The 12,302-nt window shown below is 71.2% G+C and carries 14 protein-coding genes; 7 read left to right on the top strand and 7 right to left on the bottom strand.

Annotation, left to right across the window (positions count from 1 at the left end; translation table 11 throughout):
- Window positions 1-355 precede the first annotated feature (355 nt).
- A complete protein-coding gene (locus IEZ05_RS03880) occupies window positions 356-997 on the bottom strand; it encodes a DNA-3-methyladenine glycosylase (protein WP_189228529.1) in 642 nt (213 codons plus the stop codon).
- Window positions 998-1,143: 146 nt separating this feature from the next.
- Here IEZ05_RS03880 and IEZ05_RS03875 point away from each other — a divergent pair, with 146 nt between their 5' ends.
- The 3 genes from IEZ05_RS03875 to IEZ05_RS03865 all read left to right on the top strand — a co-directional run bounded on the left by IEZ05_RS03875 (window position 1,144) and on the right by IEZ05_RS03865 (window position 3,230).
- A complete protein-coding gene (locus IEZ05_RS03875) occupies window positions 1,144-1,926 on the top strand; it encodes a sporulation protein (RefSeq protein WP_189228528.1) in 783 nt (260 codons plus the stop codon).
- 49 nt (window positions 1,927-1,975) lie between these two features.
- A complete protein-coding gene (locus tag IEZ05_RS03870) occupies window positions 1,976-2,515 on the top strand; it encodes a YbhB/YbcL family Raf kinase inhibitor-like protein (RefSeq protein WP_189228527.1) in 540 nt (179 codons plus the stop codon).
- A gap of 208 nt (window positions 2,516-2,723) precedes the next feature.
- Complete coding sequence (locus tag IEZ05_RS03865; protein WP_189228526.1) at window positions 2,724-3,230, top strand: HNH endonuclease; 507 nt, start codon at window positions 2,724-2,726, stop codon at window positions 3,228-3,230.
- A 132-nt stretch (window positions 3,231-3,362) separates the two neighbouring features.
- Here the strand turns inward: IEZ05_RS03865 and IEZ05_RS03860 are convergent, their stop codons facing one another.
- The 3 genes from IEZ05_RS03860 to IEZ05_RS03850 all read right to left on the bottom strand — a co-directional run bounded on the left by IEZ05_RS03860 (window position 3,363) and on the right by IEZ05_RS03850 (window position 5,711).
- Complete coding sequence (locus IEZ05_RS03860; RefSeq protein ID WP_189228525.1) at window positions 3,363-4,328, bottom strand: SPFH domain-containing protein; 966 nt, start codon at window positions 4,326-4,328, stop codon at window positions 3,363-3,365.
- A 100-nt stretch (window positions 4,329-4,428) separates the two neighbouring features.
- Window positions 4,429-4,860 (bottom strand): NfeD family protein, encoded by a 432-nt coding sequence (locus tag IEZ05_RS03855; protein WP_189228524.1) that lies wholly within the window; start codon window positions 4,858-4,860, stop codon window positions 4,429-4,431.
- A gap of 53 nt (window positions 4,861-4,913) precedes the next feature.
- Window positions 4,914-5,711, bottom strand: a complete 798-nt coding sequence (locus tag IEZ05_RS03850) for an ABC transporter ATP-binding protein (protein ID WP_189228523.1) — start codon at window positions 5,709-5,711, stop codon at window positions 4,914-4,916.
- Between the two features lie 152 nt (window positions 5,712-5,863).
- On the opposite strand from IEZ05_RS03850, the gene IEZ05_RS03845 reads away from it, so the two are divergent.
- A complete protein-coding gene (locus tag IEZ05_RS03845) occupies window positions 5,864-6,643 on the top strand; it encodes a hypothetical protein (protein ID WP_189228522.1) in 780 nt (259 codons plus the stop codon).
- Between the two features lie 298 nt (window positions 6,644-6,941).
- On the opposite strand, the gene chpE is transcribed toward IEZ05_RS03845, so the two are convergent.
- From chpE to IEZ05_RS03830, 3 genes are all read right to left on the bottom strand, one after another.
- The gene (chpE, locus tag IEZ05_RS03840; RefSeq protein WP_189228521.1) at window positions 6,942-7,187 is read right to left on the bottom strand and encodes a chaplin ChpE; all 246 of its coding nucleotides are present in this window, start codon (window positions 7,185-7,187) and stop codon (window positions 6,942-6,944) included.
- A gap of 164 nt (window positions 7,188-7,351) precedes the next feature.
- A complete protein-coding gene (locus IEZ05_RS03835) occupies window positions 7,352-7,993 on the bottom strand; it encodes a response regulator (RefSeq protein WP_189228520.1) in 642 nt (213 codons plus the stop codon).
- Complete coding sequence (locus IEZ05_RS03830; RefSeq protein WP_189228519.1) at window positions 7,986-9,164, bottom strand: GAF domain-containing sensor histidine kinase; 1,179 nt, start codon at window positions 9,162-9,164, stop codon at window positions 7,986-7,988. Before IEZ05_RS03830 ends, IEZ05_RS03835 begins: the two co-directional genes overlap by 8 nt.
- Window positions 9,165-9,388: 224 nt before the next feature.
- On the opposite strand from IEZ05_RS03830, the gene IEZ05_RS03825 reads away from it, so the two are divergent.
- From IEZ05_RS03825 to IEZ05_RS03815, 3 genes are all read left to right on the top strand, one after another.
- Window positions 9,389-10,087 carry an SDR family NAD(P)-dependent oxidoreductase gene (locus IEZ05_RS03825; RefSeq protein WP_189228518.1) on the top strand — a complete coding sequence of 233 codons (699 nt, stop codon included), beginning with the start codon at window positions 9,389-9,391 and terminating at the stop codon, window positions 10,085-10,087.
- The gene (locus IEZ05_RS03820) at window positions 10,084-11,160 is read left to right on the top strand and encodes an S-adenosylmethionine:tRNA ribosyltransferase-isomerase (protein ID WP_189228517.1); all 1,077 of its coding nucleotides are present in this window, start codon (window positions 10,084-10,086) and stop codon (window positions 11,158-11,160) included. Before IEZ05_RS03825 ends, IEZ05_RS03820 begins: the two co-directional genes overlap by 4 nt.
- Before the next feature lie 354 nt (window positions 11,161-11,514).
- On the top strand, window positions 11,515-12,273 hold the full coding sequence (locus IEZ05_RS03815; protein ID WP_189228516.1) for a transglycosylase SLT domain-containing protein: 759 nt from the start codon (window positions 11,515-11,517) through the stop codon (window positions 12,271-12,273).
- Window positions 12,274-12,302: the final 29 nt, after the last annotated feature.

The raw sequence follows: 12,302 nt of genomic DNA, 5'->3' as shown, positions 1-12,302 counted from the left end.
GACTCTATCAGATCCTTTTCCGATCCGATTTCCTCGGCGCTTTCCAGGTTCCCGCTTTCGCGTTTCCCTTTCCGGCGGTTCCGACTCTATCAGATCCTTTCGGGCCCTGATTCCCGGTCGGCGGGATTTGTCGAGGCTTTCGCGCTTTCGCTCGTCGGCCTTTCGACATTCACTACGTTAGCCGATTTCCCTGCCGACTCATAATCGAGCCGGTGAGTTCGAATTCGGGCATGCGGACACGCCGAAATCGGCCTCGCGAGAGGAGTCGTCGTAGTGGGTTGGCCGCTCCGGCTGCAGGCGATCGCCGTACCCGGTTCAGCGGCTCGGGCCACGTTACGCGCCTCGTAGGGGCGAGTCAACTTCGGCGGCGCCGTGGCACGTGGGCACGGTACGGACTGACCGTCGGGTCGTCCGCGACCCAGTAACGCCACGGGTGGACGCCACCTTCGCCGGCCACGCCGGTACGCGGGCCGTTGCGTACCTGACCGCGCGGTACGGGGGCGCCCGTCAGGATGCGCAGCGGGGTGTCCTCGGTGGCGCACGCGTCCGTGCCGTTCAGGGCGCGGTCCACGCCGAGGGCGGTGGCCAGGCGGGCCGGGCCTTTGGCCAGTTCCTTGTCGTTGCGGGCCGAGAGTCGACGGGTGCGGGCCAGCTCAGCGCCCTCGATGATCTCGCCGGCGCGGAGCAGAACGGCGCTCGCCCTGCCTTCGGGACCGCAGACCAGGTTCATGCAGAACCACATGCCGTAGGTGAAGTAGACGTACACGTGTCCGGGGGGACCGAACATCACGTCGTTGCGGGGTGTGCGGCCTCGGTAGGCGTGCGAGCCGGGGTCGTTCTGACCGTCATAGGCCTCGACCTCTGTCAGGCGGAGGGCGATCGGACCGTCCGGGGTGTTCCGCAGGAGGATGCGGCCCAGGAGGTCGGGGGCGACCTCGAGGATGGGGCGGTCGAAGAATTCCCGGGGCAGGGGCGTACGGTCGGGGCTCGCGATCATGCCGTCCGAGCGTAACGCAGGCGGGTGGGTTCGCAGGGGTGGTCAGCGGGCGCCCGCCTTGTCAGGGTGAGGGGCGCGGAACCGGTCGCGGCCGGATCGCGTTTCTAGGGATCAAGGGTTCACACACAGCCTGGAGAGGGAGAGACATGGCGTTCAAGAAGCTGCTCGCGAGCCTGGGGGCCGGCGGTGCTTCGGTGGAGACCGTGCTGAGTGAGGTCAACGTCGTTCCGGGCGGTGTCGTCCAGGGTGAGGTGCGGATCCAGGGCGGTTCGGTCGACCAGCAGATCGAGGGTCTGTCGGTGGGTCTGCAGGCCAAGGTCGAGGTGGAGAGCGGCGACCAGGAGCACAAGCAGGACATCGAGTTCACGAAGGTGCGGCTCGGCGGTGCCTTCGAGCTGAAGGCGAACGCGGTGCACGCGGTGCCGTTCGGTCTGGAGATCCCGTGGGAGACGCCAGTCACGATGATCGACGGGCAGGCGCTGCGCGGCATGGACATCGGGGTCACGACCGAGCTGGAGATCGCTCGTGCCGTGGACTCCGGTGACCTGGACGCGATCAACGTGCACCCGCTTCCGGCGCAGAAGGCGATCCTGGACGCGTTCATCCAGCTGGGCTTCCGCTTCAAGAGCGCGGACATGGAGCGCGGTCACATCCGGGGTACGCGCCAGAAGCTGCCGTTCTACCAGGAGATCGAGTTCTTCCCGCCGCAGCAGTACCGGGGGCTGAACCAGGTCGAGCTGAGCTTCGTGGCCGACGCGCAGGCGATGGACGTCGTGCTGGAGATGGACAAGAAGCCGGGCCTGTTCAGCGAGGGCAGTGACACGTTCCGGTCGTTCAAGGTGGGGCTGAACGACTACCAGGGGACCGACTGGACGGCGTACCTCAACCAGTGGCTGTCCGAGGTCGGCAGCAAGCGGAACTGGTTCTAGTGGTTCTAGGCTCGGTCATCTCTGCACCGAACGATCAGGAGGTACCGAGGTGACCGAGCTCAAGCGGCGTCCGCTCCCCCATGACTTCCACCCGCCCGTGCCGTCGTTCACGGTCACGAGCGACGACGTCCAGGAGGGGGCGACGCTCAAGGACGCTCAGGTCTACGCGGCCGGCAACACCTCTCCGCATCTGCGGTGGGAGGGCTTCCCCGCCGAGACCAAGAGCTTCGCCGTGACGTGCTACGACCCGGACGCCCCGACGGGCAGCGGGTTCTGGCACTGGGTGGTGTTCGACATCCCGGCCTCGGTGACCGAGCTGCCGGTGGGCGCGGGCAGCGGCACGTTCGAGGGGCTGCCGAAGGGCGCTGTACAGGCGCGCAACGACTACGGCAGCAAGGACTTCGGCGGTGCCGCGCCCCCGGCCGGGGACGGCCCGCACCGTTATGTCTTCACGGTGTACGCCGTGGACGAGGAGAAGCTCGGCCCGGACGCCGACGCGACGCCCGCCTTCGTGGGTTTCAACCTGCGGTTCCACACGATCGCCCGTGCCCAGCTCGTCGGTGAGTACGAGGTGCCCGCCGACAGCTGAGCAACCGAGCGTTCATGGAACGTTTGCCCGCCTCTGGTCTTGGAAGTGATCAGGGGCGGGCATTTTTGTTGCCGGGGGCCTTGCAGGGGATGCGGGGACGGCCCTCGTGGTGAGCGGCGGATATTGCGTTGTCCATCCCGGCGTGCCCGGCCAGAGTTGATCCCAGCCCGCCAGGGGGTGGGCCGGTGCACACGGGAGGTGGGCTGGTATGCGGGACACGCTGGTGCTGAACGCGAGCTTCGAGCCGCTGTCGACGGTGACGCTGAATCGAGCCGTCGTCTTGGTGCTCCAGGACAAGGCCGTCGTCGAACAGGCCCACCCCGAACTGCGGATGCGCGGAGCCGCGCTGGACATACCGGCGCCCCGGGTGATCAGGCTGTGCCAATACGTGCGGGTGCCCTTCCGAAGACGTGCGCCGTGGTCGAGGCGGGGTGTGCTGGTCCGGGACCGGCACCGGTGCGCGTACTGCGGCCGGCGGGCGACGACCGTGGACCACGTGGTGCCGAGGTCGCACGGCGGGCAGGACACGTGGCTGAACACGGTGGCGTCCTGCGCGGAGGACAATCACCGCAAGGCGAACCGGACGCCGGAGCAGGCGGGCATGCCGCTGCTGCGGACGCCGTTCGAGCCGACGCCGGCCGATGCGATGTTGCTGGCGCTGGCCCAAGACGATGTCGAGGCGCTGCCGGAGTGGCTGGCGCTGAGCGCGGCGTAGGGCATCTGCCGGGGCCGGTCGGTCTTCGGCTCACGGTTGTGTGTGGCTGGTCGCGCCCACGCGGCGGAGCCGCAGATCGGCACGGCCCCGCGCCCCTGAGGCGGGTGCGGGGAACGTCGTTCCTGAGGTCCGTCAGTCGATGCTCGGCTTTTCGCGGCGTTCCTGGGCCGGGACGGAGGCCCCTGCGGTGCTGCCGCCGTTGCCGCTTCCCGAACCGCCGCCCAGGCCACCGAAGTTACCCATGGCGCCGGACAGGCCCTTGAGGGCGTCGCCGATCTCGCTGGGGACGATCCAGAGCTTGTTGGCGTCGCCCTCGGCGATCTTCGGGAGCATCTGAAGGTACTGGTAGGAGAGCAGCTTCTGGTCCGGGTCGCCGGCGTGGATCGCCTCGAAGACCGTACGGACGGCCTGGGCCTCGCCTTCGGCGCGCAGGGCGGCGGCCTTGGCCTCACCTTCGGCGCGCAGGATCTGGGACTGCTTCTCGCCCTCGGCGCGCAGGATCTCGGACTGCCGGACGCCTTCGGCCTGGAGGATCGCGGCGCGCTTGTCGCGGTCGGCGCGCATCTGCTTCTCCATCGAGTCCTGGATGGAGGTGGGCGGTTCGATGGCCTTGAGCTCCACGCGGTTGACGCGGATGCCCCACTTGCCGGTGGCCTCGTCGAGAACGCCGCGCAGGGCCGCGTTGATCTCCTCACGGGAGGTCAGGGTCCGCTCGAGGTCCATGCCGCCGATGATGTTGCGCAGGGTGGTGACGGTGAGCTGCTCGATCGCCTGGATGTAGCTGGCCACCTCGTACGTCGCGGCGCGGGCGTCGGTCACCTGGTAGTAGATGACGGTGTCGATGTTGACGACCAGGTTGTCCTGGGTGATCACCGGCTGCGGCGGGAAGGGGACGACCTGTTCGCGCAGGTCGATGCGGTTGCGAATGGTGTCGATGAAGGGGACCACGATGTTGAGCCCCGCGTTCAGCGTCCGCGTGTAGCGGCCGAAGCGCTCGACGATGGCGGCACTGGCCTGTGGGATGACCTGGATGGTCTTGATCAGGGCGATGAAGACCAACACCACCAGGATGATCAGTACGATGATGACCGGTTGCATCGTGGCTCCGCGTACCCTTCTCCGCCTGAAGATCTTGCTGGTCGAGTCTGACAGACCGTCGCATGCCCCGGGGCATGTTCGGGCCACTTGCTCGTGCCGGTCACATGATGATCGCGGTGGCCCCCTCGATGTCCACGACGTCCACTTCCTGGCCGGCTTCGTAGGCGCGGCCGGTGTCGAGTGCACGTGCCGACCAGACCTCGCCGGCGAGTTTGATCCGGCCGCCGTTCCCGTCGACCCGTTCGAGCACGACGGCCTGTCTGCCCTTCAGGGCGTCGACGCCGGTGGCGAGTTGGGGCCGTTGGGAGCGGTGCCGGGCGGCGATGGGCCGTACGACGGCGATGAGGGCGACCGAGACGATGACGAAGACGAGTACCTGGACCACGAGGTCGGCCCCGACGCCGGAGGCGACGGCGGCCGCGACCGCGCCGACGGCGAGCATCCCGAACTCCGGCATCGCGGTCACGACGAGCGGGATTCCGAGCGCTGCCGCGGCGACGAGCCACCACACCCATGCGTCGATGTCGTTCACGTGGTCATGGTAGGTCCGTGACACGTGCCGGGGACAGGGCGCACAGGGGGCGGTCAGGTCAGGGGGAGCCCCTGTGCGGTCCAGCGGTCGCCGACCTGCTCCACGACGAGCGGGAGGCCGAAGCAGAGGGACAGGTTGCGGGAGGTGAGTTCGAGTTCCAGGGGGCCCGCGGCCAGGACCTTGCCCTGGCGGATCATCAGGACATGGGTGAAGCCCGGCGCGATCTCCTCGACATGGTGGGTGACCATGATCATCGAAGGGGCGATGGGGTCGCGGGCGAGGCGGCCGAGGCGGCGGACGAGGTCCTCGCGGCCGCCGAGGTCGAGGCCGGCGGCCGGCTCGTCCAGGAGCAGCAGCTCGGGGTCGGTCATCAGGGCGCGGGCGATCAGCGTGCGCTTGCGCTCGCCCTCGGAGAGGGTGCCGAACCTGCGGTCCAGGTACTCCGTCATGCCGAGGCGGTCGAGGAAGGCGCGGGCGCGCAGCTCGTCGATGTCCTCGTACTCCTCCTGCCAGCCGGCGGTCATGCCGTAGGCGGCGGTCAGCACGGTCTGCAGGACGGTCTGGCGCCTGGGCAGCTTGTCGGCCATGGCGATGCCGGCCATGCCGATGCGCGGGCGGAGCTCGAAGACGTCGGTGCCGGGCTTGCCGAGGGTCTCGCCGAGGATGGTGGCGGTGCCCTGGCTGGGGTAGAGGTAGCTGGACGCGACGTTGAGGAGGGTGGTCTTGCCGGCGCCGTTGGGGCCGAGGATGACCCAGCGCTCGCCCTCCTTGACCGACCAGGAGACCTGGTCCACCAGAGCCCGGCCCTCGCGGACCACGGATACGTCCTGAAGCTCCAGAACATCGCTCATGAGCGCAGTGTCTCCCCTTGCAGTGTGGCCGGTCTCGGCTGTCGCGTACGCCTGTGACTGGGGCCGCCGCGCCGGTGGGCGCAGGCCCTCCAGGAAATCTACGCCACCGGTCGGCTTCGCTGTTCCATCGGTCCGGTCCTTAGGGTGGGGGCATGCTCTCGGAACCACGCGCAGGGCGCCTTGCCGCCTGGGGAAATGCGCTTATTGCCGGAATCGTCTCGCCGGATGACGCCGCGGTCGCGATCGTCGGCGAGGACGCGGTGCATCGGGTGGAGGGGTTGCCCGGTGAGGCGGGGCCGGTAGGTCTCACGCTGGCGCTCGGGCGGTTGCGGGCGCTCGGGGCGACCGGGCTGCGGGTCGCACTGCCCGCGCCGGGGCATCCGCTGGGGCTGAGCGGGCCGCCGGAGTTCAACGCGCGGGCGCTGGAGGCCGAGGAGGCGGTGGTCTGTCACGGGGCCGCGCTGGGGCTGGTGCCGGAGGTGTACGAGGCCGGGCCGTCGGGTGATGTGCACGTCGAGGTCGTCTGGCACTGCCTGCCGGTGCGGGAGGCTCCGCCGGCGGACGTGCCGTCGCTCGGGGAGGCGGAGCGGGAGCTTGCGGAGGCGCTGCGGGACGCGACGGAGGTGTTGACGCGGCTGGACGTCGCCGGGTCGGGGCCGGTGGCGGAGGCGGCGATCGCGGCGTACCGGGCGCGGGCGGAGCGGGGGCGGGAGGTGCTGGCGCCGGGGTATCCGCCGCGGGCCGTGCGGGTGCTGGAGTTGGCGCAGCGGGTGGGGGCGTTGGTGGCTCTGGCGTACGAGAACGGGCACGGGGGTGCGGTGAGCGCGTCGGAGATGGCGGCGCGGGGGGAGGCGTTGCGGCCGGTGGAGCGGACGGCTCGGCGGGCGCAGGTCGCGGCGTACAACTCCGTTGTGGAGGAGCGGGAGCGGTGACGTCCCTCGGTGGGGTGCCCGGCGTCGGTGGGGTGCCCGGGGTGGGGTGCGCAGCCCGGCGCTGACGGGGTGCCGCCTGCGCCCACCCGTGCCGCCCCAGCGGCACGACTGCCCGCAGGCTGGGTGGAGGGGTGGGGTGCGGCACGACTGCCCGCAGGCCGGCTGGGTGGCGGGGGTGGGGTGCGGCACGACTGCCCGCAGGCCCGGGGAGGGTGCCATCGCCCGCAGGCTCAGCCTTGTGTACGCGAGCGGCCTCCCGGGTGGGGCCGGGAGGCCGGGGCGCTGTGGGGGTGGTGGCTCAGTGGTTGAGGCCCAGGTTGCCGAAGGCCGGGTTCAGGAGGCCGATGACGTTGACGCTGTTGCCGACCGCGTTCACCGGGATGTGGATCGGGGCCTGGACGACGTTGCCCGAGATGACACCCGGGGAGCCGATGGCCTCACCGTGGGCGTGGGAGCCGTCGGTGGCGGAGGCCATGCCCGCACCCGCGGCGATCAGCCCGCCGGCCACCATCGTCACGGCCGCTGCCTTCTTCAGGTTCTTCACTTGCTAAACCCTCCCTAGCGATTGCCGCGGCACTCGCCGCAGCACGCACTGGAGAACGGCCGGGCGTGGAGAAGGATGCGCCATGTGGGGGACATTCCCACGACGGTATGAATCTCGCACCGGAGTGGAACCCTCCGCGTTGCGGCGGCGTACCGGTCGGACCATCAGCCGGTCACACCGTGGCGTACCGCCCACAGCGCGGCCTGGGTGCGGTCCGCGAGGTCGAGTTTCATCAGGATGTTCGAGACGTGGGTCTTCACGGTCTTCTCGGAGAGGACCAGTGCCCGGGCGATCTCCCGGTTGGACCGGCCGTCCGCTATCAGGCCCAGCACCTCCCGCTCCCGCTCCGTGAGCGACCCCCCTCGGCCCTGGCCGGAGCCGCTCTCCTCCTGGGACAGGAGGGCGCCCGCGATCTCGGGCTGCAGCAGGATGTGCCCGGCGTGGACGGAGCGGATGGCGCCGGCCAGCGCGTCGGGGTCGACGTCCTTGTACACGTAGCCCGCCGCGCCCGCCCGCAGGGCCGGGACGACGGTGCGCTGCTCGGTGAAGCTGGTCACGATCAGTACGCGCGCGGGGTTGTCCAGCTCGCGGAGCCGGCGCAGCGCGTCGACGCCGTCCATGCCCGGCATCTTGACGTCCATGAGGATCACGTCGGGTTTCAGCTGCTCGGCGCGTGCGACGCCCTCGGCTCCGTCGGCGGCCTCGCCGACGACCTCGATGTCGTCCTGCACCTCCAGGAAGGTGCGCAGCCCCCGGCGGACCACCTGGTGGTCGTCGACGAGCAGCACCTTGATCGCATCAGCCACCGGGAACCTCCATCTCGATCGTGGTGCCCTTGCCGGGCGCCGACTCCACCGTCAGCGTGCCGCCGGCGCCGTTCGCCCGGTCCCGCATCGAGACCAGGCCCAGGTGGCGTCCCGCGCGGCGCACCGTGCGCGGGTCGAAGCCGCTGCCGTCGTCGGTGACGCGCAGCACGGCTCCGGGGCCGCGCCGGGTCAGCGTCACGTCGACGTGTTCCGCTCCGGAGTGGCGCAGCGCGTTGTGCAGCGCCTCCTGGGCGACGCGCAGCACGGCCTCCTCCTGGGCGGCGGGCAGGGCCTTCACGCCGTGGCCGGTGAAGGTCACGCGCGCGGTGTGGGCGCGGTCCAGGACCTGGACCTGGGTGCGGAGGGTGGCGACGAGTCCGTCCTCGTCCAGACCTGCGGGGCGCAGTTCCACGACGGCGGCGCGCAGCTCGTCGGCGGCCTCGGCGGCGAGCGCGGCGACCTGCTGGAGCTCGCCCTTGGCGCGCGCGGGGTCGCGGTCGACCAGGGTGGCGACGGCCTGGGCGGTCAGGCGCAGCGAGAACAGTTTCTGGCTGACGGCGTCGTGCAGCTCGTGGGCGAGGCGGGAGCGTTCCTCGGCGATGGTCAGCTCGCGGCTGCGCTCGTACAGGCGGGCGTTGGTGAGGGCGATCGCGGCGTGCTGGGCGAGGATGCCGAGCAGTTCCTCGTCCTCCTCGGTGAAGCCGCAGCCGCCCTGGGGCTTCACGCACGGGGGGTGTGGGGGGTGTCCCCCCACGGGGCGCAGCTTGTTCGCCAGGAAGAGCGCGCCGATGACCTCGTCGCCGTCGCGGATCGGCAGCCCCAGGAAGTCGGCCAGGTCGGGGTGGGCGGACGGCCAGCCCTCGAAGCGGGGGTCCTCGCGGACGTCGGCGAGGCGCTCGGGCCGGGCGTCGTGCAGCATCGCGGCGAGGATGCCGTGCTGGCGGGGCAGGGGGCCGATGGCCTTCCACTGCTCGTCGCTGACGCCGTCGACCACGAACTGGGCGAAGCCGCCGTGGTCGTCGGGGACGCCGAGCGCCGCGTACTCGGCGTCGAGCAGCTCGCGGGCGGAGGCGACGATCGTCTTGAGGACGTCGCGCACCTCGAGGTGCCTGCTCATGGCCAGCAGCGCGGAACTCACCGCGGCGAGGCCGGACCGGGGGCCGTGACTCATGTCCTCACGGTACCGGCGGCCCCGACGGCCCGGATCGGGCCTGTGGCGGCCGCCGCCTGGGGCGCTGGACCTAGGTCGGTGGGTGTAGGGCCGGGGTCCCGTCCGTGGGGCCTAGGGCGAAGGGCCCCGCGGGGTTGCGGCCCGTGCCCGAGGCGGTGGGTGCGGCCCGGTTCCTAGGTTGAGGCCACGCCGATCAGGAGGCGCCGACGACGAGGAGACGGGTCATGCCGGTAGCGATCATCACAGGGGCGTCGAAGGGACTGGGCCGGGCGCTCGCCGAGGCCCTGGCGGAGCGGGGCTGGAATCTGGTGCTCGACGCCAGGACGCCGGAGGTGCTCGAGGGGACGGCGGCGGCGCTGGCGTCGTACGGCACGCGGGTGACGGCGCTGCCCGGGGACGTGACGGACGTCGGGCACCGGGCGGAGCTGGTGGCGGCGGCGTGGCGGCTGGGCGGGGTGGATCTGCTGGTCAGCAACGCGAGTGCGCTGGGCTCGGAGCCGCTGGTGCGGCTGGAGGAGCTGCCGCTGGACGGGCTGCGCCGGGCGCTGGAGGTGAACACGGTGGCCGCGCTGGGTCTGGTGCAGGAGGCGCTGCCGCTGCTGAGGTCGGCCGCGGCGGGTGCGGTGATCACGGTCAGCTCGGACGCCGCCGCCGAGGCGTACGAGACGTGGGGCGGTTACGGGGCGTCCAAGGCGGCCCTGGACCAGCTGGCGGCGGTGCTGGCCGCCGAGGAGCCGGGGCTTCGGGTGTGGGCGGTCGATCCCGGGGACATGGCGACGGACCTGTACGCGGCGGCCGTACCGGACGACGACGATCCGCGGCCCGATCCGGCGGATGTCGTCCCGGCGCTGCTGCGGCTGCTGGACGAGCGGCCGGCGAGCGGGCGCTACGCGGCCCCGGCGCTGCTGGAGGGACGGCGGTGACGCTGGCTCTGAAGGTGCCCGAGGAGCTGTCGGCACGGCTGCCGGCCGAGCAGCGGGGTCCCGGGCTGGACCGGCACGACGTGCGGCTGCTGGTGTCGCGGGGCACGGAGGTGTCGCACCACTCCTTCGCGGAGCTGCCGCGGCTGCTGCGGTCCGGTGACCTGCTGATCGTGAACACGTCGGCCACGCTGGCCGCGGCCGTCGACGGCCGGGTGGGGGACGCGCGCGTGGTGGTGCACTTCTCCACGCGCGGTGACGACGGCCGGTGGGCGGTGGAGCTGCGGGAGCCGGACGGGCGGGGCACCACGCGCGCGCGTGCGGGAGTACAGGGTGAGGCGCCGGCCCGGGAGGGAGGCCGGCTCGCGGGAACGGAGGTGGGGCTGCCGGGCGGCGGGCGGCTGACGCTGGAGGAGCCGCTGAGTGCCCGCGGGGAGCGGCTGTGGTGGGCGCGGGTGACCGGGGCGGAGGTGGCGGCGGTGCTGCGGGAGCACGGGCGGCCCATTCGCTACTCCTATACGGAGCGGGATCAGCCGTTGTCCGTGTACCAGACGGTGTTCGCGCTGCCGTCCGCCGACGGGTCGGGCAGTGCGGAGATGCCGAGCGCCGCGCGTCCCTTCACGGCGCGGCTGGTGGCGGAGCTGGTGAGCCGGGGGGTGCAGTTCGCGCCGGTGACGCTGCACACGGGGGTGGCGTCGGCACAGGCGCACGAGCCGCCGTATCCGGAGCGGTTCCGCGTTCCGGAGGCCTCGGCGCGGCTGATCAACGCCGCGCGGGCGGGAGGCCGGCGGGTCGTGGCCGTGGGGACGACGGCCGTGCGGGCGGTGGAGTCGGCGGCCGGTGCCGACGGGGTCGTTCGGGCCCGGGAGGGGTGGACCGGTCTGGTCGTCACTCCGGAGCGTGGGGTGCGGGTGGTGGACGGGCTGCTGACGGGGCTGCACGAGCCCGAGGCGTCGCACCTGCTGATGCTGGAGGCGGTGGCGGGACGTGCGGCGATCGACCGCGGGTACGAGGAGGCGGTGCGCGGGCGCTACCTCTGGCACGAGTTCGGGGACGTCCATCTCCTCCTGCCGTAGGAGGCCCCCGGGACACCCCTCACACAACGCGTTGCTCAAGCAACCCTCAGTGAGATGACCGTGCCCTCGATGTGAGCCCTCGCATAGGGTGCACGTCACGTACGAAGGGGAGTAGGAGAACGACTCGTCCGTTTTGAGCGGGGCAGACGGTCCTGTCTGCCCCGTTTTGCCGGACCCTGATCCACTACCCGGCTTCGTACGTCACACCTTTGCCTCCGGATTTTGCGGCCGCTAAGAATTGCTCTCGTCGCTCAGCGCCGCGGGTTTCGCCCCGCAGCGTTTGTGCCCCGGATGCACCCCTGTCCCCACCGGACGAGAGCGACCTCCGCGCTATTCGAAGAGGTCTATCCCGCCATGCCCAAGAACATCCTCACCCGTGGTTATCGCCGTTCCCTGGACCGCGCCCAGAGCCTGAACCGCGCCCAGAAGACCGCGTTCGCCGGTGTCGGCGCGCTCGGCGTCACCGCCGTCGCCCTCGCCGCCTTCCCGGCCGGCGCGCAGACGACGACCACGAGCGAGGCCGCTCCGGCGGCCAAGGTGGCGTACAGCAGCCAGCAGCAGATCAAGGACGTGCACGCCGGCGTCGCCGACCAGCTCGCCGGTGCGAGCCAGAAGGTCGCCGCCATCGAGGCGCAGAAGGAGGCGGCCGCGAAGCAGGCCGCCGCCCAGCAGAAGGCGGCCGCCGCGAAGAAGGCCGCTGCGAAGAAGGCCGCCGCCAAGCGCGAGGCGAAGGAGACCGCGAGCCGGTCCGCCAAGCGCGCCGAGGTGAAGCAGGTCTCCGCGAAGTCCTACCCGAACAACCTCGACGGCTGGATCCGCGAGGCCAGGTCCATCATGGCCAAGCACGACATTCCGGGCACCTACAGCGGCATCCACCGCAACATCATCCGGGAGTCCTCCGGCAACCCGAAGGCCATCAACGACTGGGACATCAACGCCATCAACGGCATCCCGTCGAAGGGCCTGCTCCAGGTCATCCCGCCGACGTTCAAGGCCTACCACGTGCCCGGTACGTCCTGGGACATCTACGACCCGGTAGCCAACATCGCCGCCGCCTGCAACTACGCCGCGGACAAGTACGGCTCCATGGACAACGTCAACAGCGCGTACTGAGGTCGGCGCGGACCTCTTCACGCCGACGC

Source organism: Streptomyces flaveolus (assembly GCF_014648815.1).
GTDB lineage: Bacteria > Actinomycetota > Actinomycetes > Streptomycetales > Streptomycetaceae > Streptomyces > Streptomyces flaveolus.
The sequence above is the reverse complement of the archived record's forward strand: the minus strand, read 5'-3'. Positions and strand labels throughout refer to the sequence as shown.